Source organism: Synechococcus sp. Cu2B8-bc1011 (assembly GCF_047302735.1).
Classification (GTDB): Bacteria; Cyanobacteriota; Cyanobacteriia; order PCC-6307; family Cyanobiaceae; genus Synechococcus_C.
In genome coordinates this window covers 374,434-400,400 of the sequence record NZ_CP138915.1, presented here as the reverse complement: position 1 = coordinate 400,400, position 25,967 = coordinate 374,434, and the positions used below count along the sequence as shown (strand labels likewise).

The 25,967-nt window shown below is 50.7% G+C and carries 19 protein-coding genes; 8 read left to right on the top strand and 11 right to left on the bottom strand.

The annotated features are described in order from the left end of the window. Positions 1 to 12: 12 nt before the first annotated feature. The 4 genes from alaS (at position 13) to SIC18_RS02100 (ending at position 8,214) form a co-directional block, all read left to right on the top strand. Positions 13 to 2,694 carry an alanine--tRNA ligase gene (gene alaS, locus SIC18_RS02115; protein ID WP_048348373.1) on the top strand — a complete coding sequence of 894 codons (2,682 nt, stop codon included), beginning with the start codon at positions 13 to 15 and terminating at the stop codon, positions 2,692 to 2,694. 167 nt (positions 2,695 to 2,861) lie between these two features. Further along, positions 2,862 to 4,031, top strand: coding sequence for an efflux RND transporter periplasmic adaptor subunit (locus SIC18_RS02110; RefSeq protein ID WP_413430050.1), 1,170 nt, complete (start codon positions 2,862 to 2,864; stop codon positions 4,029 to 4,031). A 4-nt stretch (positions 4,032 to 4,035) separates the two neighbouring features. Further along, positions 4,036 to 7,305 (top strand): efflux RND transporter permease subunit, encoded by a 3,270-nt coding sequence (locus SIC18_RS02105; RefSeq protein WP_413430049.1) that lies wholly within the window; start codon positions 4,036 to 4,038, stop codon positions 7,303 to 7,305. Between the two features lie 213 nt (positions 7,306 to 7,518). Further along, positions 7,519 to 8,214: a Crp/Fnr family transcriptional regulator gene (locus SIC18_RS02100; RefSeq protein WP_413430048.1), complete on the top strand. Its 696-nt coding sequence runs from the start codon at positions 7,519 to 7,521 to the stop codon at positions 8,212 to 8,214. A 380-nt stretch (positions 8,215 to 8,594) separates the two neighbouring features. Here SIC18_RS02100 and SIC18_RS02095 read toward each other — a convergent pair whose 3' ends face one another. Genes SIC18_RS02095 through SIC18_RS02085 form a run of 3 tightly spaced genes read right to left on the bottom strand, consistent with a single transcriptional unit; the run spans position 8,595 to position 12,907 of the window. Then, the gene (locus tag SIC18_RS02095; RefSeq protein WP_413430047.1) at positions 8,595 to 10,433 is read right to left on the bottom strand and encodes a hypothetical protein; all 1,839 of its coding nucleotides are present in this window, start codon (positions 10,431 to 10,433) and stop codon (positions 8,595 to 8,597) included. A gap of 24 nt (positions 10,434 to 10,457) precedes the next feature. Further along, positions 10,458 to 12,356: a CHASE2 domain-containing protein gene (locus tag SIC18_RS02090; protein ID WP_413430046.1), complete on the bottom strand. Its 1,899-nt coding sequence runs from the start codon at positions 12,354 to 12,356 to the stop codon at positions 10,458 to 10,460. Positions 12,357 to 12,370: 14 nt separating this feature from the next. Beyond that, positions 12,371 to 12,907, bottom strand: coding sequence for a cyclic nucleotide-binding domain-containing protein (locus SIC18_RS02085; protein WP_413430045.1), 537 nt, complete (start codon positions 12,905 to 12,907; stop codon positions 12,371 to 12,373). 60 nt (positions 12,908 to 12,967) lie between these two features. On the opposite strand from SIC18_RS02085, the gene SIC18_RS02080 reads away from it, so the two are divergent. Beyond that, the gene (locus SIC18_RS02080) at positions 12,968 to 13,291 is read left to right on the top strand and encodes a DUF3307 domain-containing protein (RefSeq protein WP_413430044.1); all 324 of its coding nucleotides are present in this window, start codon (positions 12,968 to 12,970) and stop codon (positions 13,289 to 13,291) included. A gap of 433 nt (positions 13,292 to 13,724) precedes the next feature. Here the strand turns inward: SIC18_RS02080 and SIC18_RS02075 are convergent, their stop codons facing one another. Beyond that, positions 13,725 to 14,387, bottom strand: coding sequence for a Coq4 family protein (locus tag SIC18_RS02075; RefSeq protein WP_413430043.1), 663 nt, complete (start codon positions 14,385 to 14,387; stop codon positions 13,725 to 13,727). 123 nt (positions 14,388 to 14,510) lie between these two features. Then, complete coding sequence (speA, locus tag SIC18_RS02070; RefSeq protein ID WP_413430042.1) at positions 14,511 to 16,445, bottom strand: biosynthetic arginine decarboxylase; 1,935 nt, start codon at positions 16,443 to 16,445, stop codon at positions 14,511 to 14,513. A 115-nt stretch (positions 16,446 to 16,560) separates the two neighbouring features. Here speA and ndk point away from each other — a divergent pair, with 115 nt between their 5' ends. Further along, the gene (gene ndk / locus SIC18_RS02065; protein ID WP_048347463.1) at positions 16,561 to 17,019 is read left to right on the top strand and encodes a nucleoside-diphosphate kinase; all 459 of its coding nucleotides are present in this window, start codon (positions 16,561 to 16,563) and stop codon (positions 17,017 to 17,019) included. Positions 17,020 to 17,091: 72 nt separating this feature from the next. On the opposite strand, the gene thiO is transcribed toward ndk, so the two are convergent. Further along, positions 17,092 to 18,192: a glycine oxidase ThiO gene (gene thiO / locus SIC18_RS02060; RefSeq protein WP_413430041.1), complete on the bottom strand. Its 1,101-nt coding sequence runs from the start codon at positions 18,190 to 18,192 to the stop codon at positions 17,092 to 17,094. Between the two features lie 98 nt (positions 18,193 to 18,290). Between thiO and gatB the strand changes: the two genes are divergently transcribed. Further along, a complete protein-coding gene (gene gatB, locus SIC18_RS02055; protein ID WP_413430040.1) occupies positions 18,291 to 19,775 on the top strand; it encodes an Asp-tRNA(Asn)/Glu-tRNA(Gln) amidotransferase subunit GatB in 1,485 nt (494 codons plus the stop codon). Positions 19,776 to 20,136: 361 nt separating this feature from the next. Next, entirely contained in the window at positions 20,137 to 20,436 is a 300-nt protein-coding gene (locus SIC18_RS02050; RefSeq protein ID WP_413430039.1) for a hypothetical protein, read from the top strand. 218 nt (positions 20,437 to 20,654) lie between these two features. Here SIC18_RS02050 and SIC18_RS02045 read toward each other — a convergent pair whose 3' ends face one another. From SIC18_RS02045 to SIC18_RS02025, 5 genes are all read right to left on the bottom strand, one after another. After that, complete coding sequence (locus SIC18_RS02045) at positions 20,655 to 21,374, bottom strand: hypothetical protein (protein WP_413430038.1); 720 nt, start codon at positions 21,372 to 21,374, stop codon at positions 20,655 to 20,657. A gap of 838 nt (positions 21,375 to 22,212) precedes the next feature. Next, a complete protein-coding gene (locus SIC18_RS02040; protein ID WP_413430037.1) occupies positions 22,213 to 22,788 on the bottom strand; it encodes a hypothetical protein in 576 nt (191 codons plus the stop codon). 251 nt (positions 22,789 to 23,039) lie between these two features. After that, positions 23,040 to 24,764: a hypothetical protein gene (locus SIC18_RS02035; protein ID WP_413430036.1), complete on the bottom strand. Its 1,725-nt coding sequence runs from the start codon at positions 24,762 to 24,764 to the stop codon at positions 23,040 to 23,042. A gap of 251 nt (positions 24,765 to 25,015) precedes the next feature. Further along, positions 25,016 to 25,180, bottom strand: a complete 165-nt coding sequence (locus tag SIC18_RS02030; RefSeq protein WP_413430035.1) for a hypothetical protein — start codon at positions 25,178 to 25,180, stop codon at positions 25,016 to 25,018. A 12-nt stretch (positions 25,181 to 25,192) separates the two neighbouring features. After that, the gene (locus tag SIC18_RS02025) at positions 25,193 to 25,780 is read right to left on the bottom strand and encodes a hypothetical protein (RefSeq protein WP_250395950.1); all 588 of its coding nucleotides are present in this window, start codon (positions 25,778 to 25,780) and stop codon (positions 25,193 to 25,195) included. Positions 25,781 to 25,967 lie beyond the last annotated feature (187 nt).

Sequence of the window (25,967 nt, the reverse complement as noted above, 5' to 3'; positions counted from 1 at the left end):
GCGGAATTCGCCATGGCTGTTGCACGTTCGTCGCGATCCGCTGCTGCCACCCCCCGCACTGGTGCTGAAATTCGGGCAGCATTTCTGAGCTTCTACGAAGAGCGGGGCCACAAGGTGATGGCCAGCGCCTCCTTGATTCCTGAGGATCCCACGGTCTTGCTCACCATTGCGGGAATGTTGCCGTTTAAGCCAGTCTTCCTCGGGCAGCAGAAGCGGCCAGCGCCGCGGGCTACCAGTAGCCAAAAGTGCATTCGCACCAACGACATCGAGAACGTGGGCCGTACGGCGCGGCATCACACGTTTTTTGAAATGCTTGGCAACTTTTCCTTTGGCGACTACTTCAAGCAGCAGGCAATTGAGTGGGCCTGGGAGCTGAGTACGGATCTCTTTGGTATCGATCCCAAGCATCTGGTGGTGAGTGTCTTCCGTGAAGACGATGAGGCTGAACAGATTTGGCGTGATGTGGTGGGGGTGAACCCGAAGCGAATCATTCGCATGGACGAAGCCGACAACTTTTGGGCGTCTGGTCCGACCGGACCCTGTGGCCCCTGCTCGGAGATCTACTACGACTTCAAGCCCGAACTTGGTGATGAAGGAATCGATCTTGAGGACGACGAGCGCTTCATCGAGTTCTACAACTTGGTGTTTATGCAATACAACCGCGACGCTGAGGGCACCCTCACGCCGCTTGCTAACCGCAACATCGATACCGGCCTGGGACTGGAGCGGATGGCTCAGATCCTGCAGAAGGTTCCCAATAACTATGAAACAGACCTGATCTTTCCGCTGATTCAAACTGCCGCTGATCTTGCTGGGGTCGACTACCACCAGCTCGACGATGCAGGACAAACGTCTCTCAAGGTGATTGGTGACCACAGCCGTGCTGTGACGCAACTGATTTGTGATGGCGTTTCGGCCAGCAACTTGGGGCGGGGGTACATCCTGCGCCGTCTTTTACGCCGGGTGGTGCGTCACGGCCGTTTGTTGGGCATTCATCAACCTTTCCTTGTCACGATGGGACAAGCTTCGATCGCACTCCTACAGGACGCCCATCCGTCGGTGATTGAGCGACAGGAGGTGATCTTGGCCGAGCTTGAGAGGGAGGAGTCGCGCTTTTTGGAAACCTTGGAGCGTGGGGAGAAGCTGCTGGCAGAGGTGTTGGAGAGTAAGCCCAAGCAGATCAGTGGTGCCCAAGCATTTGAGCTCTATGACACCTATGGATTCCCCCTGGAGCTCACCCAGGAAATTGCCGAAGAGCAGGGTCTTGATGTTGATCTGGCCGGATTCGAGCAGGCGATGGAGCAACAGCGTCAGCGGGCCAAGGCCGCGGCGGTGAGTATTGATCTCACGCTGCAGGATGCAATCGACCAAGTGGCGGCTGATCTCAATGCCACGGCGTTTGAGGGATATGACCTGTTAAAGCAGAGCAGCAGCACCGTGCAGGCCTTATTGGTTAACGGTGAAGCCGCTACATCAGCTTCGGATGGCGATGTGGTTCAGGTGGTGCTCGACAGCACACCTTTTTATGGCGAGGGCGGTGGTCAGGTGGGTGATCGCGGCCTTCTGGTAGGAGACGGCCCTGATGGAAATGGTTTGATCGTCGTCATTGAGGACGTCAGCCGCAACCGCGGGGTGTTCGTCCATAGCGGCAGGGTTCAGGCTGGGCGCCTTGGAGTAGGTGATGTGGTGCATGGTCAAGTCGATCGCGCCTGCCGCCGTCGCGCTCAGGCGAATCACACGGCTACCCACTTGCTCCAAGCGGCACTGAAACAGGTGGTGGATGAAGGCATCGGGCAGGCAGGCTCCCTGGTCAATTTCGACAGGCTGCGTTTCGACTTTCACTGTCCTCGGGCGGTGAAGCCTGAGGAGCTTGAGCAGATCGAAACCTTGATCAATGGCTGGATCAGCGATGCGCAAAGTCTTGAAGTGAATGAGATGGCGATTGATCAAGCCAAGGCTGCTGGTGCGGTCGCGATGTTTGGCGAGAAGTATGCCGATGTGGTGCGCGTGGTTGACGTTCCCGGTGTGTCGATGGAGCTATGTGGTGGCACGCATGTGGGCAATACGGCCGAGATTGGTCTGTTCAAGATCGTGAGCGAGAGCGGCGTTGCTGCTGGGATCCGCAGGATTGAAGCGGTGGCCGGTGCTTCCGTGTTGGCTTATCTCAATGAGCGTGAGGTTGTGGTGAAGCAGCTTGGTGACCGCTTTAAAGCGCAGCCTGGCGAGATTGTTGAGCGCGTTGTGGCGTTGCAGGAGGAACTGAAGAACAGCCAAAAAGCGTTGACTGCAGCACGGTCTGAATTAGCTGTTGCGAAGTCAGCGGCCTTGGCAGTCCAAGCCGTAGCCGTAGGTAAGCACCAGTTGTTGGTGGCCCGTCTTGATGGTGTGAATGGTGACGGCTTACAGGGAGCCGCTTTGGGATTGTTGGATCAGTTGGGTGATGCCACTGCTGTCGTGTTGGGAGGTTTGCCTGATCCGAGCGATCAAGGGAAAGTGATTTTGGTGGCAGCGTTCGGCAAGGCTGTGATTGCTACTGGCCAGCAAGCTGGCAAATTCATCGGTGCGATCGCCAAGCTTTGCGGAGGAGGAGGAGGTGGCCGTCCGAACCTGGCTCAGGCCGGAGGTCGTGACGGGGCGGCTTTGGATGCCGCACTCAATACGGCGCGTGCTGAATTGAAGAAGACTTTGGGATGAAGCCGGTGTTGCTTGATTGAAAATAAGGAAACATTTACCTGTTGCATACAAGACAGATCAGCAAAGCGCCTGACAGCCTCAGGCACTCTGCAGGGGTTGCTTTCTCAGTCATTACTAATGCAACTTTCAGGTGAGAGTCCTATAGTTTTTCGATCAATTGCTATGTGATGATTTTGCGGCTTCAATCGCCAAGACAAGCTTCTAACAAACAATATCCTTTGCGCCTACTTTGTCTTTCATTTGGTTTTTTAATCGTTGGCTGTGGTGCTCAATCAAAAGCGCCTCAGTCCCTGCCTCTTTATGCGGATACGATTGTGAAAAATAACTTTAGACAGGTGGTGAATGCTGAAGGAATTATAGGAGATAATAATTATGTTCCATTCAAACCCTCGGAAAGCGGAATCGTTACTCAAGTCTTGATTAAGGCTGGACAAAAGGTCCAGAAGGGACAGGTTATGCTGGTTTTAGATCATAAAAAAGAGGCTGCAGCTCTGGATACTGCTAGGGCCAAAGCGCAGGAAGCAAAGATTGAATCTGCTCGATATAAATTGTTGGCAGATCAAGGTGCTGCTTCGCGTGAAGATGCTGAAGAAAAAAAAGTTGGCGCAATTGCTGCGGCTAATACGGCCATTGAAAAGGAGGTTCAATTGAGCTACCGATATATCAAAGCACCCTTTGATGGTGTTGTTGGATCTGGCTTTATCGTCAATGTTGGCACTTATGTAAATCAAGGAGATCAGATTATGAGCCTTGTTAATAATGATGAGCTTTTTGTGTCTATGAATGTGCCGTCAGGTCAGGCAAAATCTATTCAATTGGGCCAAGCCACGCGTATCTATTCGGCGGGGTCGGATTTGGCTCTTGCTGAGGGGCAAGTTGATTATGTTGCTCCTTTTTTAGATTATAAAATTGAAGGTGATTCTGGTAGTCCATTGAATACATTGACAGTTCAGGCTTCGTTCTCAAACGTACAGGTTGGCCTTAAACCTGGTGAGTTGTCGCGAGTAGAAATTCAAACAGGAGTACGCAGCTTGCCTGCCATTCCTACTGGGGCAATCTCAATGAAAGCACAACAAGCCTTTGTGTTTAAATTGATTCCTGTTAAGACTTTTCTTGGCTTGAATAAGCTTGACGAAAAACAAAGTAAACCGCTGAAGGCATTGCCTCCAAATTCTTTAATTGCTGTTGAATCGCCTGTTGCTTTAGGAGAGCTCCAGGACAACCAATTTCCTGTGCTAAAGGGATTAGTGGCTGGCGACAAGGTTGCAACTAGTCAGATCAAAATATTGAGTAGTGGAATGCCAGTCAAAATTCTCCCAAATCTTCCAGGGAAGTGATTCGATGTCATTTGCTGATCCTTTTATAAAAAGACCCGTTCTTACGAGTGTTTGTAGCATCGCAATTTTTATTGCTGGCTTGGTTTTTGTTCAAACGCTGCCAATTGAATTTGTCCCAGATGTTGCACCATCTCAAATACGAATTTCTGCTAATTATCCTGGTGGAAATGCCAGTATTGTCGAGAAATCAGTCACTGATCAATTAGAGGATTTACTCTCCGATACTCCTGGTGTTGATTACTTAATCTCTAGTTCAACTTCTAATTCCAGTACCATACAGATGTATTTGGCGCCGGAAACCTCTGCGGATACGGCCATGTTGGATGCGCAAAATCGCATTCAAAAAGGGTTGCAAAACCTGCCACAGGTTACGCAAGATCAAGGTGTGAGTGTTAGCCAATCTACCGACACTACCCTTAGCGGTTATATGATTACATCTGATCAAGGACAATATGATTCAGCATATCTTGCGACTTTGATCGAAGATAATTTGAAGAAGCAGATTCAACTCATTAATGGTGTAGGTACGGTCACTATTTATCCAGCAGATTCTCGATTTCAGGTGTTTCTGGACCCCGATTTGCTTAAATCCTATGATCTCACAGCTAAAGAAGTTTCGCAAAAAATAATATCACAAAATTCCCCATCATCAGCCGGTAGTGTCGGAGCACCCTATTTGAGTGATGATGCTTCCTACTCTTATCCAGTGCTAGTGAAAGATGGTGGATATATTCAGACAGTAGAGGAATTTGAAAATCTTGCGGTGAGAACATCTCCATCCGGTGCACTGATTCGTTTGAAGGACATCGGTAAGGTTGAATACATTTCAGACCCAACTTTCTCCTTGAAGACCTTAAATGGTTACCCTGCAAGTTATATCAATATTAATCAGAAATCTGGCAGTAATGCTGTACAGGTTGCTAGAGGTATAGAGAGGGTTGTTGATGATTTTAAAAAAATAGCCCCTCCAGGCATTGAGGTTGTGCAGATGCAGAACCAAAAATCTTTCATCTTAGATTCCATTGAAAATGTAACTGATGCCCTTGGGTTGGCCGTCATTTTGGTCTTGGTAACGCTTGTATTGTTTCTGAAAAAGTGGCGAACAGTATTGATTCCTGCTTTGGCTATTCCAGTGGCCATTGTTGGCACTTTTCTGTTTTTAGGTTTGTTTGGTTTTACTTTGAACTTTTTGACCTTGACGGGGCTTGTTCTTGCCACTGGTTTGGTGGTGGATGATGCGATCTTGGTGGTTGAGTCTGTGGCCAAGAATATGGAGGCAGGTATGTCTCCAAAACAAGCCGCAATCTCCACCATGAATGAGCTTTCTGGTGCTGTGGTTTCTACATCTCTGGTCTTGATCACTTTGTTTCTGCCAGTGACTTTGGTTGCTTCATCTGTTGGAAAGATTTATCAGCAGTTTGCCGTTACGATTATTTTTGCGATTGCAATATCTACATTTAATGCTTTAACATTTTCGCCAATGATGGCGGGTTTAATACTGCTTCCTGGAGATCAAAAAACTGCATCTAAATGGGTGACTGGAATAGGGGGATTAATAGTAGGTGCTCTATTTGGCATGTTCACTCGTGCAAACTTTGGAGATCTGATTGTACCAATAGCGATTGCTTTCTTTGGAGTTGCTGGCTTCTATTTAAATAAGGTTTTCCAGGCGTTTGAATCTTTGTATAGCGCTCTTGAAAATAGGTTTGCAGTGGTTTTGAAGTATTTGATTCAAAATTATGTTGTTGTCTCTACGTGCTTGGTTCCCGCTTTCATGATCACGTTCTTCTTGTTCAACTCAACTCCAACAGGTTTGATCCCCCAAGAAGATACGAATATCTTGGTTGGTTCAATGCAGTTAACTTCAGGTTCATCTCTCCCCGCAACTGCAAAGGTTGCTGAGCAAGCCGCGTCTATTTTGCAAAAAGATCAGCAATCGAAAGACTCTGCTATCGACAATGCAGTTGTCATAGCTGGTTCAGGCAGCACGGAAAGTATTACGGTTTTTGCCTCTCTTAAACCTCTTGAGGATCGTCCTCTGAAATTGCAAGGTGCAGATGCACAGCAGCTAGCTCTTGGAGCAAAATTATCATCTTTGCCAACTGCCTTCCCGCCACAGCTTTTTCAGCCACCCATGATTAATGTTGCGCAAAATTCTTCGATTAATATGTTGCTTGTTGATAGAAGTAATAGGTCCTACACATTTGAAGAATTAAATGAGTTTGCCCAACGGTTCCGAGAATCGGCTCAAAAAGATTCCTCGATTGCCAGTATTATTACGACATTTGCTCCGGACTCTCCTGCTTATGAGTTGACGATTAATCGTTCCAAGCTTTCTTCCCTTGGGGTTGATTTTGATAAAGCGATGAGTGTTTTGCTTGAACTAGCAGGCGGTTCTAGAGTGAATCAAACATCAATCAGTGGTGGTGTTAAAGACGTTCAAATCATTAGTGATTCACGAGGGAGGCGCGAAATTGATGATCTTTTGAATTATTCCGTGAAGTCAGAGACGACCGGTGAGATGGTTAAAATAAGACAATTTGCGGAAGCTGAATTAATCAGCGCTCCTCCATCAATCGATCATTTCAGTTTTAATCGTTCAGTTAGATTCTCGATTCAGCCTAAGGCTGGATTTTCGCAAGGCCAAGTAATTAATCGCCTTGAGAAAATCTTTGCTGAAAGTGATTTCAAGAATCTTGATTATGAATTTGATGGCCTAGCTCGAACACAGGTTGAGTCCGGTGGTCAGATTTTGATGTTGTTTGCCTTGGCTGGTTTGGCAGTGTTTTTGATTTTGTCTGCAACGTATGAAAGCTATATTACGTCTACTACGATTTTATTGACCGTTCCTCTTGCCATATTGGGAAGTCTGCTTTTTGTTAAAATGAGGTCTATGGATATTAATATATTTTCTCAGGTGGGCTTGCTCATGCTGATTGGCCTTGCTGCAAAGAATGCCATTCTTGTTGTTGAATTTGCTGATCAGGGTATGGCTAATGGCTTGGAGGCGGCTCAAGCAGCTCTCGAAGCTGCAAAATCTAGATTACGCCCGATTCTAATGACATCCATTGCTTCTTTGGCAGGTTTCTTGCCCCTCGTGGTTGCAAGGAATGCAGGAGCTAATGCTCAGCAGTCGATTGGCACGGTTGTGTTCGGCGGCCTTCTCGTGGGAACCATTCTTTCTCTAGGTGTGGTCCCTTCTGTCTATGTTTTTATCAAAGGTTTGGAAGCGCGTTGGTTTAAAAACTCTCTACCAGATACTTCTGAAAACTGACATTGATCTTTGCGCTCCGTTCGCTGCAAGTAAACGAATTCCAGCTTCTCATAGCACCCGCATTGATGTTTTTGGTGCTTGATGTTTCGACTTTTTAGCCATGGTCCTGTCGTTGTTTTCTAAATACTTTCTTATCGCGTGACAGGCTGGAGTCTTCGCTGAGTCATCATTGATTGGTTGAACGGCCGTTGTCTCTTTTGCTTTGCGTTTGTGATGCTGCCACTTTCTGTCTCTGAATTGGCTGAAATGCCGACGTTTAACTCCCTGGAAGAGATTCATCTATCACAGTTGCTCGATAGGCACCGGGAGACTTCCCATCAGCCTGATCAAGTCATTGTGATGGAACAGGACTGGGGGGAGTCTTTGTTTTTGATCCGGACAGGATTGGCCAAAGTGCGGACCTACTCTGTCGATGGAGACGAGGTGGTGATGTCGCTGCTGGGGGCGGGTGACATTTTTGGTGAGATGGCTGCCCTTGATCGCGCCGCTCGTTCGGCTGATGTGGTTGCTCTCACGCCGCTTCGATTGGTCAAGCTTCGCGCTGCACCGTTTAGTGCCCTTCTGACGAGTCAGCCAGGATTTGCCTTGGCTTTGGCAAGGCTTGAAGCCTCAAGACTGAGGGATCTCAATCAACGCTTTGTATTGCAGAGTGCTGACGCAACGACGCGTCTCTTGGACGCCCTGGCCTATTTGGCTCGTAAGAGTTCAGCTGCCAATGATCCACAGGCACCGATTCCTGTTTTAGCGCAACGAGAAATTGCCTTGCTCGCCGGGTTGGCTCGAGAGACAGCGTCTCGCACTCTGAGTAAGTTGCGCACTCGCGGGACTGTTGTCGCTGCGGAGGACGGGGCGTTCACGATCGCCGACCTTAAACCACTTGTGCGTCGTGGATTATTGCCATCTGTTTAGCACTTACTGCTAGTTATTCAGTCATGTTTCTTAAGCATTTTGTTCTTGGCTGATATGGAGTTTGTCTATTCATTTTCTTTGCGTGTCTTCAAGTCTGCGTTTCAAAGCTCCTTGCGCGAATGACTCGTCTATTCCCATCGATTCGTTTGCTGCCAAAAATTCCTTAAGGCTTGCTGGATCTGTTTGGTTGAAATTGATGTATTGCTGAATGAAGAGCTGTTTGTTGCATCTTGAATTTGTAGTTTAAAGTTGAAATATCGAATTGTATGGCTTAATCGCTCTCAAGAATAATTGTCAACTCATTGCGTAGAAATTATCTTCTTTGCAAATGCGTTTGTGGCCGTTGCGATTTGCTGGTTAGAGATGTGAGGTCAGTCAAGTTAGGGGTTGATGATTTCCGGTGATGTTGGCTCAGTACCGCTAGTTCCTGCCGGAAAGTTTTGGCATGATGGTTGGCTTGGTGATTCCGCACTGAATATGATCGCATCAGGTCTAGGTCCGCCTACCGAGGTTCCTACGTAGTAGGCGAATGAGGGATTAGTGCCTCCTCCTCCACAAACGTATTGAATGGATATTGGTTGAGCCTGAGCTTCTTCTTCTTCGACTTCTTCTTCTTCGACTTCTTCTTCTTCTTCTTCCTTCGGCAATTTGTTCTCCGGTACGACGAGGTTATTAGCGGCTCGTAGGCGGGGATAAGGCTTGCGTGCTGCAACAAGCCAATCTGATCCAAGAATCGCTAACAGCTCTTGATTCGGTAAGCCATAGAGCTCTTGATAGATCAAGCCGATGACGTGGCTTTCTGGCAAAAGGTTTTGCCCGCTCATATTGTCGAGCACGAGTTGGGCAAATTGTTCTCGAGACATTGCATTACGGCTGAGTAGATTTCCATCAGCATCAAAAACAGCTTCTTCTCCGGATCGGAGGGTAATGCCTGATTCCTGATCCGAGGGCTCATTGGCCAGAGAGCCAGACGCTGTTGTGATGAGTGGTCTGACCATGGACGCATCACCCCCTAACGCCAGCTGTATTGGACGACCTGTTTTGAATTCATTGAATTCAGCTGATTGCCAGGGAATTGGGGTAGTCCGCGTGGGCTGAATGTTGGGGTCGTTAACGAATCCTCCGTTGGTGCCGAAGCGATAGCTGATCTGCCCGCCGATGACGGTGTCAAGGAGCTCGTCGTATTGACCATAAGCCGAGAGGTTGACACTCTCGCCGACGGGAACGTTGAGTCCGATTCTGCCTCCGCCATAGGTGTTGCCGATTCCATGCATCACATAGGGAGATAGAGAGAGAAGAACAGATTGTTCACCAAGATCGATGATGGGAACTCCTATTTGACCGATTGCAAATCCGAGGTTGTTTTCGCAATCATCAATAGGAATCCCCCCTGTGACACCAAATTGCCAGCGTTTTTTCTGCCATTGCCCTCCGAGGGCGAGCTGGGAATGAACGCATTGCGACGTTTCCCAGGCGTCGTAGCCAACAAGAAGTGAGCTGATACTGCGATTGTTTGGGTTGAACCACTTGTATCCAAATTCAGTGCTCGCTCCCCAGGAGCTATCGAAATTGCTGCTTGCTGTGGAGTAGTTATAAAGAACTTTGCTGCCTTCGCTTTGACGGAGAGGTAAGAAGAAAGAGGCTTCCCCAAGGATGAGACCTGCCGCCTGCCCGAGTGTGCTCCCACTGGCATTGCTGCCCCAGGCACTTGAGCCAAAGCCGATCACAGGGTTGAGACGGGGGTACTGTTCAAGAATGTCTGGGCTGTTTTGATCGATTTCTTGTAATCCTTGATCGGAGATGATTGCTTCGCCACTCAAAACAGAAAGGCGATACCCACCCTCATCCAGGGCACTCAGAACATAAGTTGTGCCACGAATTCCCAGCACCTTGGTGCCCAGGCAACTGTTTTGCGGCCCATTAATGAGAACCTGGCCTTTGTCGAGCCGGAAGCACTCTTCTCCGAGTTTGATCAGACTGTTATTTCCAAGAAATCCAAGGGCACGGCGATCAAACAGCAGCTCCGCTCGACTCTTCCCCGTACTGAGTTCCTGACCATTCCCTGCCGTTTGATCGACCCGAGCCGGTGTTTTGTCGATGAACACTTCCTTCCCGTCCAGGATCCGCCGGACCGTGGCGTTTTGAAAAGGTGCAGCCATAGCAGGCATGGTCAGGGACGAGACCGCCAGCAGACCGAGCAGGCTTTGGCGCAAATTCATCAGTTTTGATTCGCTACAGACCACTTAGGTGTAAGTGCCTGGCTTCTGCGACGACTTGGTGACGGTTTTTAGGGCGAACACACGTTGAGGCTCTTGTCCTCTGATCGGAAATTCACCGAGATCGTCCAGAGGCCATTGATTCTCAAGTAACTCTGCTACGGCTTCGCTCATCACGATTGTGCGGTTGCATTGCTTTGCGATTTGTTCGAGTCGACTGGCTGTGTTCACCGCATCTCCAATCACCGTGTAATCCATACGACTGCTGCTTCCAATATTGCCGCTCACGACCCATCCATAACTGAGAACAATGACTTGTGCCCAGGGCTCTTGTCCACTCGCAATCCACTCCTGATTCAGTTGTTCTAGGCGTTGCTGAATGGCGATCGCGGTTTTAACGCCTGCCTCTGCATTCGCGGCGCCGCTGCGTTGGAGTGGAGCACCAAAGACGGCAAGCGTTGCATCTCCGATGAACTTATCCACGCTGCCTTGCTGAGCATGAACCGCATCAACGATCTCGCTGAAATAGGTATTGAGTCGGTTCACGAGTCCGTGGACTTCTCCCTTCTCCGTCATGGCTTGCGTAAAAGCTGTGAATCCACGGATGTCGCTCATCAGCACCACGACATCGACAAGCCGACCTTGCAGTAAGACATCGGCATTGTCTGGTTGGTCTGCAATTTCAGCGGCAACCGCTGGGGACAGATAGCGACCCAGTGTGTTGCGAAGTCGTCGGCGCTGCCATTGCAGCTTCACAGTTGCGTCAGCGCTGGAGACGATTCCTGTGGCAAGGATGGTTAAAGCGATACTTCCGAGCGGAAGCACCACCCAGGCTTTGGTGACCAAAACCACCCCAATGAGGAGCGATCCAACGGTTGTGACCGCCGCAATGCCCAAGCGTTGCAAGGGACGTTCCAAACCGCTGATGGCAAGTCCCAAACCACAGGCGAGGGCCGCGAGGATGAGGTTCCAACCCGGGATGAGTTGCACAAATTGGAGGCTGCGTCCTTCCAGATGGTTGGCAACTTCAGTGGCATGAAGTTCAACTCCCGGCATTCCCACGGCGCCCGAGAAGACGCTGCGGTGTAGGTCTTGAAACACTGCTGCTGTGGGACCTATCAGCACTACTGCATCTTGGAGTTTTCCTGATTGTTGGAGTGCGGCATAGGCCTTTGGCTCAAGCAATTCCCAGATCGAATGTGTGGGGATGGTGCGCGGTGGCCCATAAGGTGCCAGCAGTGGGATTCCAGTTTTTGGATTAGCCGGTGGCTTTTTCAAGATCTCTGATGCCATACCTGGCGGTACAGCTGGTCCAAGTTGCTTGCGTAAATTCAGGCTGGTGATGCCTGGGGGTTTGCGTAATACACCATCAGGATCTGGGCGGCCATTGAGTAGCCCACGTCTGATCAAAGGATGTGCGTCTTTCAATGTTGGGGTGAGGTCGAGCAAAGAAAGACCGGCGACAGGCCCTTCGCTGCTCAGGGCCTGCACGCCTAAAACCACGTGGTTGACGTGACGTTGAAGGCTTGCCGCAAAGACAGCGTCGTCTTCCCTTCCATGACTACTTGGGGTATCAAACAACAAATCGAATCCAATCGTTTTGGCCCCGCTTTCGATCAGGCGGTCCAGCACCAGTGCGTAGGTGCTTCGAGGCCATGGCCATTCAAGCAATTTTTGAAGTGCCGGGTCATTGCTGAGATCGGCGTTGGCTGCCTGTTGCAGGCTGAAATCGTCAATGGCGACAATCATCACTTTGTTCGGCACCCTTCTAGGACCGGAAAATTCCAGAGCCCAGTCCGTGAACCACAGTTCTCCCTGGCGCAGTGCGTCTTGTCCGACTCCGGCTGCAATCGCGATTCCTCCGCTGAGGATCAGGATGGCGCTATTTGTTTTGAGCCAATGTTTGACCCCACTCACAGGTTTCATGTGTTGCTAGAGCCTCACTGGCGACAACGCTCCTCGATTCCGGCTAATTGTTTGGCGGCAGTCCGGAAACAGCCTGCTTCGGCTTGTAATTGGTTCAGACATGTTTGGAGTTCAATTGCGTTGCCTTCAGAGAGAGCCTGGATCGAGTCCAACAGCAACGTGATGAGCTGATTGCCTTGCTTGCAGCGGGCGCTGGTTAGGGCGAGCATTTCCAACGCAAGATCGCCATCAAAGAGGGCGAGGCGAAGCAGGGCATCCGCGTTGACTCGAACAATTTCTGCGGGACCTTGGTGCACTCGAACTGTTGCGCAGTGTCGGTTATTGCCGGATAGACCCATCTCCCCAAGCATTTCCCCCGCTTTGACGCGGGCTAGCTCCCGTTGCAGGCCGATCTCCACGCTTAGCTCTCCACTCATGACCAGCAGGATTTCATCCGCACTTTTCTGCTTTTCGATGACAACATCCCCGCTGTCGTAAAGCTGGGATACGGCCTTGAGCTCTTTTAAGTGAGTGACCAGCAGCTCACTCAGTCGGGGTTGGACGCCCTCCATGCTGAACTCTTTGAACGGCCTCTTCTGCTATAGCGGCTGCAGCCTTAGTCGGCATCTGCGTTGGAATCACTCAATCTTCTGATCGTGTTAGTGCTTGCTCATTTCGTCTGTGATTTTGTGCTGCAGAGCGATCGCATGGCAGTTGAGAAGATTCCAGGACGCGACCGCACGCTGCATTGGAGTTGGTGGCTGGCTTCTCATGCTGCAACCCACGGGCTTGCGGTTGCTCTTCTGACTGGGATTCCCTTGCTTGGAGCTCTGGAAACGCTGATGCACGCCATCCTTGATTGGTTGAAAGCTCGTTATCGCTTCACTCTGGCCTGGGATCAGAGCCTTCATGTGCTCTGCAAGTTGATTTGGGTGTTGCTCTTGATCAGGATCTGAGATCGGTCAACTTGCTGTTACTTCCTTGGCTGAACTGAAGATGTTGAACTCTCTAAACAACGTTCATTTTGAATAGTTGCTCGACAGCCATCGTGAGCCTCCCCTTCTCCTGATAAGGGATCATGCTGGAACAAGCCTGGTGAAATGCATTCTTCTTGCCTCGACCCAGCTGAACGCCATGAAATTGAGGGATCTCCGTTAGCGCTTTGCTTTGTACTGCGTTTATGGCAGACGATGGATCATTCGCCGCTGATAGATAAAATCAATCCACTCATGTTTTGAAACTATTTGCCGGCCTTTTTGTAGGCAATTTAGATCATCGAACTGACATCCTTCGCTTAGTTTGATAGAACCGTTGAGCGTGAACTTCATCGTTGACTCATAAGCAAGACAGACCAAAGTTAATAAGTTGAATACAGTTGTTTCTCCGGGTTCATGCGTGGTTGTCTACGGGTAATTTCAGCTCTTCACGCCAGTCGTTGAGTGGACGTTCCCAGCCTTCCTCCAGCTTGCGGCCGATCACCAGATCTGCATTCAGGCCCATCTGAAATCCGTGGGCAAGTGCGCGGAGTAGTGGCTCAAGTGGTTCATCGTTTTGAAGGCTGCTGAGCATCGCCCCAAAAATGAGCATCACCGCCACTGGGGATCGATTCTGCGCGAGATTGAAGCCCTGAAGGCCTATTTCACTATCCCCGTCAAGGCCAAAACCGGTCAGTACATGAACGATGTCGTGGGTTTCCCTGACCCTGTGAACAACGAACTCATTGGCATTGGTGACTGGTGTTGGATCGATCAAGGTGTCGGGAGTGATGCCTTGGCTAATGAGTTGATCGGCATAGCAACGTCCGAGGCTGCCCTCCGGCAGGGTTTGTAAATTTTGCAGATCAATTCGCTCCGGTCTCCACTCTTCATCAACAAGGGCTTTGAAGTGTCTGTCAGAGAGAAGGTGGCGAAGGGCTTGTTCACCAAGAGGACCGTCTTTAACACTGTCTGCTACAGCAAAAACGCTGTCTAAAGACCCTGGGGTTTTAAGAAAGCTGGCTAGAGCGGCCACCATTCTCAAATTTTGCAGACGCTCGCGCAATTTGAGGTGCATTACAAATGTGTGGATGATCCAGTTTGCCTAGCCAGTCGCTCTTTGACGATGGCCTCAGGGAATTTGATCGAAGCGAAATGCGATGAACCATCTGCACATTGGTGGCTTTGAGTGCGGGTTGATTCAGCTTTGTAAATAGGTGCTCTGGCGCAGACTGATTTCGAGGTGATCCATCAATCGTCTTGATTCATGGATGCGTAATGTGCCGCTGCTGATTGCTTTCTCACTGGCCATGCGCAGTCGTTCCAGGAGTTGAACTGGGTCATGTTCCATCATTTCCAGTACGTCGGCGTTGGTGTCGCCACGCACGACATGATCGACTTGGTAGTCGCCTCCTGGGGCTAGCCGAATGTGAGCGGCATCAGTGCTGCCGAACAAGTTGTGCAGATTGCCCATCACTTCTTGATAAGCACCACCGAGAAACATCCCGATCAGATAGGGCTCATGTGGCTTGAGGGGATGAAGTTCGAGCAGGGGCTTGTTCTGCCCATCGTTGATGAATCGATTCAGCTTGCCATCGGAGTCGCACGTTAAATCGGCGAAATGACCGAGACGTGTGGGTTTTTCGTTGAGACGATGCAGTGGCATCACAGGGAAGAGTTGCTGGATGGCCCAGGTGTCAGGAGCGGAGCGAAAAATCGAAAGGTTGGCGTAGTAGGTCTCTGCCAAGACGGCTGGCAGTGTTTTGAGGTCGTCGGGCAGTTTCGCTACATCGTGTAGACGATCGAGCAAGGCCCTGGCGCATGCCCAGGTGAGTTGCTCCGCCATGCTTCGTTCTTTCAAGCTCAGATAGCCGAGCCGGAACGCTGCTAAAGAATCTTCTTTGAACTTGAGCGCATCGTTCCAGGCTTCTTGCAGGCGAGAGGGGTCAACAGGAGTTTCGGTGGGTAAGGCTTGGATGCCTTGAAAGGTTTCACGCAGATTGCGAACGATCAGGGGTTCATCCTGTTCAACAGGAGGTGCTGGTTGTTGGAGGCCACCGCTACCCAGAACGTTGAACACCAGCACTGAGAAATGACTCGCAATCGCTCGACCGCTTTCGCTGACGAGTGTTGGCACGGGAACGTTATTGGGCTCGCACCCCTCTTTCACGGTCGCGACAACATCATTGGCGTAGTTCTGCAGGGAGTAGTTGGTCGAGGCCGCCGTAGAGGTGCGACTGCCGTCGTAGTCGATTCCGAGACCACCGCCTACATCTAGGTAGCCCATTGGGGCTCCAAGGGCATGCAGTTCCACATACAGGCGCGAGGCTTCCTGTAAGGCATCTTTAACGACAGCGATGTCATTGATTTGGCTGCCTACATGGAAATGCAGCAGGCGCAGTTCGCTGAGCAGGTTGGCGTCCCGTAGGGCCTCAACTGCGGCAATGATCTCGGGAGCAGGCAGCCCAAATTTCGCTTTATCCCCTACAGAGCTACCCCAACGTCCGGTGCTTCGGCTGGAGAGCCGAGCGCGAATGCCGATGAGCGGTGCGGCTCCGAGCTCCTGACTTGCATCGATGATGCGTTGTACTTCGTCCGGTTGTTCGATCACCACGACAGGCCTTCGGCCAAGCCGTCTGGCCAAAATCGCGGTTTCGATGTATCGCTGATCTTTGTAGCCGTTACAGATCAGAAGGGCCTCAGGATCGTCCATCAAAGAGAGAGCGATCAGGAGTTCGGCTTTGCTGCCTGCCTCTAAACCGAAATGCCAGCGCCTTCCGCAGGTCACAAGCTCTTCCACAACGTGGCGCTGTTGGTTGCACTTCACGGGGAAGACGCCTTGATAACGCCCCGCGTAGTCGTAGCGAGTAACCGCCCGTTCAAATGCAGCGTGCAGGCGTTCCAATCTGTCTTCAAGGATGTCGTCGAAGCGGATCAGGAGGGGGAGTCCAAGGCTGCGGTCCTGCAGGCCAGCCACCAGCTCCATCAGATCAAGGCTTCCGCTACGGTCTCCGCGTGGCTGCACACTGACATGTCCGCGTGGGTTGATCGAGAAATAAGGATCACCCCAGCGCTCCAGCCCATAAAGCTGGGCGCTATCGCTCCCCGTCCAGGTGATGGAATCGGCGAGCACCATGGGAACGGAGATCAATCAGATGGGGGAAATCTAAGGAGCTTCAACCCCATTGCCAGTCTTGCGCTTGCCAATTAGGGCATCTGGCGTTGACGATGGCGACGGTTTTTTCAACGTTATGGCTGCCGAACGCTCTTTTATTGCTATCAAACCCGACGGCGTTCAACGCGGTCTAGTGGGCGAGATCCTGGGTCGCTTTGAGCGCAAGGGTTTCAAACTGGTGGGTCTGAAGCAGCTCACCCCGAGCCGTGAGCTGGCTGAACAGCACTACGGAGTGCATAAAGAGCGCCCTTTCTTTGCTGGTTTGGTGGACTTCATCACATCAGGCCCTGTGGTGGCGATGGTCTGGGAAGGCGATGGTGTGATCACCAGCGCGCGCAAACTGATTGGCGCCACCAAGCCTTTGGAGGCTGAGCCTGGCACCATTCGGGGCGACTTGGCCATCAACATTGGCCGCAATGTGATTCACGGTTCTGATGCACCAGAAACTGCTGAATTTGAGATTGGGCTTTGGTTCCAGCCCTCTGAATTGAGCGATTGGACGCCTTCTGATCAAAGCTGGCGCGTCGAGGGCTGAGCGCTCTGATCTCATCGGTTTCTGGCCTGTTTGCCCTCGGGACGATTGTCCGGGGGCCTTCTTTGGAGTGACTCAGTCAGCAAAACGGTCCCAGCGGAACGCATGAAGCATCCTTGTGGCTTCAGAGCTTGTGGCTTGATGAGTGATGGCGTCAGCCAATAATTCAGTTGTAATTGCTGCGAGCAAGACGCCATTGCGGTGATGGCCGCAGGCCAGCCAAAGCCCAGGGATTGGGCCTTGCCCCAGCAGTGGGCCCTCGTCCGGAGTGCAGGGACGAAATCCCCACCAACGCTCCATCGGTGGCCAGTTCACAGCATCGGGAAGCAGCGCAGCGATCCCTTGGTTGAGACTTTTTTGTCCTTGGGGCGTCAATCCTTCATTGAAGCCAGCCTCTGGTTCTGAGGTGGCTCCTACCACCACCAGACCATCCTCCCTAGGGACTAAATAGGTGCCCGGCCCAAAGATCACATGTCTGAGGGCGCCTCTTGGGGTTTGGAGTGACACCATTTGCCCCTTCACTGGAAACACCGGTAATTCAGGAAGAAGCTGGGCACTCCAGGCTCCGCTGCAGAGAACGGCCTTCGTACATGTCAAAGTCGAAAGCAGGCCTTCTGAATCACGGGTTTGAACGCCATGAAGGCGACCGTCATGTTTCAGGAGGTTGAGAACCTCCACCCCTTCCTGAAAGTTCACACCCCGGTCGACGCAAGCACTCTCTAAGGCGCGCATGAGTTGGCGGCGATTGTCTATTTGCCCGTCTTGGTCAAACAGCAGACCGGCCTGCCAGGCCGGTGCGATGCCAGGGAGCAGCTGCTCGAGGCGTTGTCTGTTCAGGGCTTCGCCAAAGGCGGCGGTCGCATAACGATCCCGCTCTTTTGCATCCTTGAAGGGCACAACAATTCCTGTGGCGCGCAGGCCGCAGGGCAGCCCACTGTCGGCTTCAATCTGTGCCACCCAGTGGGGAATCCGCTCCTGGCTCAGTTGGCCAAGTCGCAACAGATCGCCAGTCAACCCTTCGGCGTGGGGGGCCAGCATTCCTGCTGCCACAAACCCGGCGGCTTCGTTCCGCCGTCGGCTGAGCACGGTGACGGAACAGCCGCGCCGGGCCAGCTGATGGGCGATTGCTAGGCCCATAAGTCCGCCGCCAAGGATCAGCACTTGCTCATTGCTCATGGTTGATTCAGCAGCTTCATTACGCCGAAGTTCTCTCAACAGGATGGCGGCTCCGTCTCTTCCATAGGATTGGGATGGTTAGAGAACGCTCAAAGCTGATGGCGGCACCTGCAGCAACGGAACTGGCTTGGGAGGCCGTGATCGGTCTTGAGACCCATGTGCAGTTGGGGACCAACAGCAAGATTTTCACGTCCGCATCCACTGCTTACGGGGATGACCCCAACACCCATATCGATCCAGTGGTGTGTGGCCTCCCTGGGACGCTTCCAGTTTTGAATCGAAAAGTGCTCGAGTATGCCGTTAAGGCTTCGATGGGACTGAACCTGAACATTGCTGAGCACTGCAAATTTGATCGCAAGCAATATTTCTATCCAGACCTTCCTAAGAACTATCAAATCACTCAATTTGATGAGCCGATTGCAGAAGAGGGTTGGATCGAGGTGGAAGTTGCCGAGAAAGGCAAAGACACCTATCTGAAAAAGATCGGAATCGAGCGCCTGCATATGGAGGAGGATGCCGGCAAGTTGGTGCACGCCGGAAGTGATCGCCTGGCGGGCTCAACGCATTCCTTAGTGGACTACAACCGTGCTGGTGTGGCCCTCGCCGAGATTGTGAGCAAGCCCGATTTACGCAACGGCAGGGAAGCGGCGGAATACGCATCTGAGATCCGCCGGATCATGCGCTATCTGGGTGTGAGTGATGGAAATATGCAGGAGGGCTCCTTGCGTTGCGACGTCAATATCTCTGTGCGACGGGGCCCTGATGCACCCTTCGGTACGAAGGTGGAAATCAAGAACATGAACTCCTTTTCTGCCATCCAGAAGGCTTGCGAGTACGAGATCCAGCGTCAGATCAAGGCCTACGAATCCGGTGAGCCGATTATTCAGGAAACGCGCCTCTGGGACGAGAGCAAACAGCTCACCAAGAGCATGCGAAGCAAGGAGGGAGCAAGCGATTACCGTTATTTCCCTGATCCGGATCTTGGTCCGATTGAGGTGAGCGTTGATCAGCGCAAAGCCTGGAGGAGTGAACTGCCAGAGCTGCCAGCGGCCAAACGTCATCGCTATGCCGATGACTTAGGTCTGTCCCAGTACGACGCTCGTGTCCTTACAGACGAGCGTCCGATGGCGGACTATTTCGAGGCTGTCGTCGCGGCTGATGCTGATCCCAAATTGGCCGCCAACTGGATCACTGGTGATATTGCTGCACACGTCAACAGCCACCGGCTGAGTTACGCAGAACTCCCCTTCCGTCCTGATCAGCTGGCGGAAATGGTGACGTTGATCGATGGCGGCAAAATCAGCGGCAAGATTGCCAAGGAACTTCTTCCTGAATTGCTCGAAAAGGGTGGTTCACCCAAGGCGATCGTTGATGAGCGAGGGCTCGGGATGATCAGTGATCCAGCAGCGATCACCGCGATTGTTGAAGAGCTTCTTGTCGCCCATCCTGATGAGGTCGAAGCATTTCGTGGCGGAAAAAACAAATTGCAAGGCTTCTTTGTTGGTCAGCTGATGAAGAAAACCGGTGGTAAGGCTGACCCTAAATTGGCCAATCAGATTCTCAGTCAGAAGCTCAAAGGTTGAGACTTGTTGGGCTGCGTAGTTGATAATCAAATTATTCGGGAGGTTTAGATCTGAACTTCCCCTGATTTATGATTTAGTTGAGTCCTACCTCAGCCTGAAGAGTTCTAGTTCTACCCCCCTCCCGTTTAGTATCAACTTCCTTTCGGTTGCTTGCAACTCCACAGTGTCTGCAAAACGCTCTGGAGGATGAGTATAAGGCGATGTCATTTGAACCGGTTCAGGAAGACGCTCGGCTGGATCCGTCTTTCGAAGCCGAGGTTGTTTTGGGGATCTCATCCGTGCGATTCAAAACACCGGATCTGCGTTATTCGCCGATGTTTGCGGAGTTAATGAAACTGGCCTATGACCAGTTCTCTCATGGATGGAGCAGTGGGTTGGGCAGCCGCTCGAGCAAAGCTGGGGCTATGGCGTTCGTAGTTATGGATCTGGGTCTTGGTTGCATGTGTATCGCGATCGGGTGGATACCCACGTGGTGAGCTGCATTGTTCATGTGGCTGATCAGTCCAATCACCCCTGGCCCTTGGGTTTCATTGATCACGAAGCTGTTCATCATCTGGTGTTATTTAAGCCGGGATCCATGCTTTTTTATGAAAGCCTTTGTCCACATGGTCGTGCACCTGAATTTGAAGGCGAGTTTTATCTCAATTTAAAGGCGTTGTGATAAAGACGAGTGTCATGGCAGAGTATGTCTTGTTCGTCAGATCTAATTGCGGAGTCGTTGTTAGAGCTAATGCTATTGCCCGGGTGGGATTGATTTAAGGGGATGTGAATTGTTTGGCTCGATTGTGAGAATGATCTCAGACATAAAAAACCCCCCAGAAAAGGGGGTGATTGAATTGAGATTGATGCTCTCCTTTTGATTGTATGCTGTTGATCTCGTTAGTACTTTCTCCATCCAAAGCGAGTTGCCTGAGACCGAGTGGCATTCGCTTTGAGTAAGCCATTTCTTGTGACTTGGACAAACTTGTTATTGCGAAGGCTTTGAAGCTTGTAAATGCCACGCTGCCCTGGAACTGAAATGACACGCCATTGCATATCTTTGTTTGAGGTGCGGCAGCGCCTTACAGGTCCATGAAGAAGAAGGGTGTTGGTTGCATTGACAGTTTCGAGCCATCGTCCATCAATCGTGTTTTGGATCCGACGGCCGCCTTCGACTCCTGGAATGGAGTAGAGCTTGAACGTTTCCCAAGCTTTCTTGGGGTTGCTGACTCTTGAAGCAAGCGCTCCGACGAGGTCATTTCTTCCTTCCGCTGTGACGCCACCTCGGACATATTTGTTACGTGAACGATCTCTAAAGCTCCAGATCCCCATGGCTGTTTTGCGGTTAGCACAAGCGGTATCGTTCCCCTGTGTTCCGCCAGTGCTTGACCCTCCGGAGGCCGTCACAGCTGGGATCCCAAGTGCATTGGCGCAGCGTCTATGACGTGACGCGTCAACGGGAATGGAGATATTTAAGCGATCGTTAGTGTAGTCAAGGTTGATGCAATTTTGTGGCATTCCAGCATATTTGCTGATGATTGAAGCTTTCGTGAATTTGTTGATTTTGTTGTTGACGGCAGGAATAATTGCGTTGAGTCCGGTGGTTGCCAGGTTGCTCACTTTGTTATTCGCCCAGCGGTCTGATACAAATCTGTCGATACCTCCGAGGTCCCAGGACCCTGAGATTGAAATGTTGGAGCTCCTGGAAAGTGAAAGATCTCGATTCAGAATGAGGTTGGCATAGATTTTGCCGTTATTCCAGGAAAGATCAGGGCAGGCACGGTCAATCCATCCACCAGGGCCGACAGGATCACCTTCGCAGCGAAGGGTTGCTCGTGATAGTGGGATTGTGAGCTTGAAACCGCCGCGAATCGGAGAGATAGATTCCCTACCACTGCTGATAGCGGGGCTAATTCGAATTCGTGCGTCGTAAGGAGAAAATGTTCCTCCCCATTGTCCTAACTTACCTGGCCCCAGTCGTGTTGTTCGTGAGCCTGGTTGTCTGAAGTTAATACTTCTAATTTCTTGCGGGCCAATCCGCCAATCTAATTTGGTATCTCCTGACCATCCTGTGGAATAGATTCTAAATCCTGATTCTGATAAATACGGATTGAGTAGGTTTGAGACACTCTCATTGCTGCATGAAAGACCAAGAGTGGGATTGTTGGTTGTTGGAAATAATCTGACATCACATCCTTCTTGGGTCAGCCTTGCGGCAGCAGTCAAAATTTGTTGTCTTGAAGGAGTTGCCTCAGCTGGGCTGGCCATACTTGCGGCAAGGATGCTGGCAGTGCTGGTTACCGCTGCTGTTGTTAGTAGGAGCTTTGTCGTGATCATGGCTGTGCTTGGTAAGTGTGTAATTTGAATGTGATTGAAGACACGTCGCGCATGTGCGCAATTTGACCTTCCTTTAGGTTTTGGTGGAATTTGACAATTTCTCTTTTGAGATTGTTGTTTTTTATTTATTTAAGAGATCAGCAAAACCTTGGCCAATGAGTTTGCCGAGGTGGTTTCCGAGGGCCTCGCCGAGCTGGTCACCGCTGCTGGGATTTTCATATTCCGAGTTGTCGGCGATGTCTTCCTCTGTGTAGTCATCGTCATCAAAGTCATTGTTATCGTCGAACTCAGACTGATCAGCTAAGTTGTCGTCTTCTGCTGTATTATCAAGATAATCTTCATCATCCCAATCCTCTGAGGAAGTATTCTCTTCATTGGAGATATGGATGATTCCATCATCATTGTTCTCGGAGCTGTGACTTGCCGATTGAGAAACGGGAAGGCAGGTTACTGCCATGGTGGTCATGTCTACGGAGCTGCGTGCAACGAGTTGCTCGGTTTCACGATTGAAACAATCGAAGGCGATGGCCATCGCCTTCGCCTGAGATACTGAAGCACAAAGGAGAGCAGAGGAGCCTAGCGTTAAAGCAGAAAGAAGAGGAAGTGAGCGTTTCATGGTGTGTGAGGAGAGTCGGCGTTGTTCGCCGCTGAACTCAAGATCGCCTTTATTGAGCTTCGAGTTGTTGAGCGCGGTCACGGTGAGTTGTGATGTTGCTCACAGGATGGGTAACGGGTTGTTCTGTAGAGGTTTTAACTGCCAGGGATAGGTGACGATGGGCTAGGGGAATAAGTATCAAAATCCTCTGAAATGAGGATTAAGAGGCGATCAACAGTCAAAGGAGTGAGCCGATTGTCCTTGTTATGCACGCTTACGAAAAAGCTTCCGGTGCTTGCACCGGAAGCTTTAGATGTTGAGGTTGTGTATTTGTATTGAGTTGCTGCTTCCTGCTAGCTCGCTTGAAAGCTATAGGTTCGAGAACATTGTGTATTGGCGTGACAACTAAAGTCTGCACCTCCTGGGGGAAGGGTAATGGAGAGTTGTGGAATCCATATTTCATCTCTCCAGCTTTTTCCCCAGACTGCAAAGTCTACCCCTACATTATATTGGACTCCGGGTGTGATCCTGAACCCTAGATTGTATTTGGGGTTGAAAAGTGTGACGCTGCTTCGATTGTTCTGAATGCCTAAATCCCTTGTCTGCCCACTAGAGACTGCATAGATTCGATTGCGAACATTGTCTTTTAGTTTGAATTGAAGGCTGTTGGAATTGAGATCCATTTTAATTCCTGGGTGCAGCTTGGCATAGGCCACTCCGTAATCGGCTGCTCCACCCAAGAGATCGATATCCCTTAAAAAAACTGGAGCGGCGGCGGGTAAAGGCCTGCCCGGTGATGGTGGAGTGAAATGTCCGTTTCTGAACGGTGCAGGAAGATTGTCTGTTAAGTCTCGGTCATACCCTCGACTCATGCTTTTGCGGCCGACGAATGGCAGTTTCATTTTTAAGCCGGCTCTTGCGCTCATTTCTGCTACAAGCTCTTGCCCATTGAAGACTTGGTTCTGGCGCATTCCTGTCTGCCGGTACTGCCTACTGTTGGCATTGATCGGGGTAAAGGTAGGCGTGACCTTCGCTCGTGTCCCATCACTGTTGAAGCTTAAATTTGCTTTAACTGGGAACCTGAGTCCTAGTCCGTAGCCAAATGTTGCGTATGGTTCTACGTAGTATGTTCGTTTGCATCCAGTCCAGCACCACTTCACAGACTTTGTCCATTTTTTGCGCCATTCATATTGCTTGCCAAAAGTGAAGCCAGTCAGGAAAATATCTTCTTTTGTGCTGGACCTGTCGACCGGTGCAGGGTTTGCAATCTTCTTGGGGATTTTATATTTCGGTAATTTGGTAATTTTTTGCTTTGACAGATTCTTCGTAATGTTCCGGAGAGAGTTCCCTTGAAGTGTGCCTACTTTTCGAAGGTTTTTGAAGCTCTCCGCTTTGGGTATGAACACTGTCTCTTCGATCACTTGATCTGCTGTGTTGAGGACTTCTACGGCAAGGTCTTCATCACTCATCTTCTTTAGTCTTTTGACCGTTGCGGCCCCGAGTGTGCTGATCACTTCTGGATCTTCAAGAGCTGCGCGTGCTTTTTTTGTTTCTTTTAGGATCTCGAGTTGACTATTTTCAAGGTTTTTTATTGCAAATCTTCTCTTGTTTGTGTTGCTGATATAGTTGGGTGATCCCCTTCTTGAAAGGCTTGCGATCGAGCTCTTCAAGTCTTCTTTGCTTCCGCATTGAATTCCTGCTCGGCTTAGTTTTGATTTGTATGTTGCACATGCTCCTGGCTTTAAAGAATAGGATAGTTTGGATTGAATGATGAGGCCTTTGTTCAGCTCTAGGACTTCAGAGTTTGCCGACTTGAGTGTCGCCAGGTTGTTCAAGCCTTTGATGCTTTGGATTTTTCTTCTGAGGCTTCTGTTGAGTAATTTGATGCTGTTTGGGTTGAGTTCGTAGCCCGATATGTTGATTTTACCTTTGATTTGATTGGCGTTGAATTTCCGGAGAACGTTGACTTCTGGCGAGGTTTGATGCGCGCTGGCTTGTGCTTGATTGATGCCTGATGACAGTCCAAGGCAAAGGCTCACTGATGCCAATGCTGCCTGTTTGAGCAACTTGCTGGTCATTGCTTTTGGGAGGGTGTTGGTGTGGAATGCTTCCTCCCCTTAAGGTCGCTTGGCTGGCTGGCTGGCGTTGTGATCTGGCTTTTAGATCGCTGTGATTTTGCTCACTGATGGGTTCGCTGATCTCTCGTTAAGACGCTTTCTTCGCTAAGGCTTGTTCTTTTTCTGGTTCATTTAGTTCTTGGTTGTAGAAGCTTTCTAGGACTGCTGAAGAGACTTGGTTCAAGCTTCTTTAGAGGTGTTTAGTGCTTCAATTATTTCCGGTGAGGCCGATCCGGTTTTGGCGAGGCATGACGCAGCGGCAGGATGACGTCAGTCTCTCCCGTTAACCCCTGATTGCCGTTGCCAGCTGGCTCTCCTCCATTGGGATTCCCGTGGATGGAGGGATCACCGCATGCTGTCTGTGCCGGTGCCTTCACTGAGCTTGAAGCTCAAAGGCTGACGGCTCCCGATTGTTCCCTCTGCAGTAATGCGCGGCCATCGGCTGCCACCAGGATCCGCGTTGTCACGGTTGGGGGTTCTCCGGCCTGCTCCCAGCCGGTTGCACCTCCCGGGATGCTGAATTCCAAGCCTTCTGGACCCGCATGAATGAGGCACGGATTGTTGCTCGCACTGGTGTACATGCAGCTTCCCGGTCGATAGACCCTGAGGCCGCCGTTTAGCTGGATTGCTGCCCCTCTAGCCAGATTGAGGGCACGCCTTGCCGCGAGGGGGTTGTCGCGGACAAACCGTTTCACGGACTTTGGATCGGGTGTGATCTCGGCGTAAGGGCTTGGGCCGTCGCTGCTATCCGAATCCGCAGCAACCAGATTCGGTTTGTCCTCGTTTGTTTGCTCTGGGGTTTTCAGGGTGGTGATCTCGCAACTCACCTCAGGAGTGCTGAGATCGACAAGACTTGCTGCTACAGGGCGTCGTGTATTCCTTTCGAAGCATTGATATTCAATTGGCTGGCTTTGTGCAGATTGCGTCGTGAGTACCAGCAATGCTGACCATCCCAGTGAGAAACCCAACCGCTTCATGGTCAATTGTTGCTTGGAGACGTTGAAACTTAGGGAGGTTTTTGTGGATTGGTCAAGACATGTGATGTGACAAGGTCCGACTGAGGCCTAAAGCATGAGGGTCGTGAATTGTCGGTGTTTTGACTTTTCTCTGTGGAACTTCTTGCTTTGGATTGGGAACATGATTTGCCCCCATCTTGACTCTGGT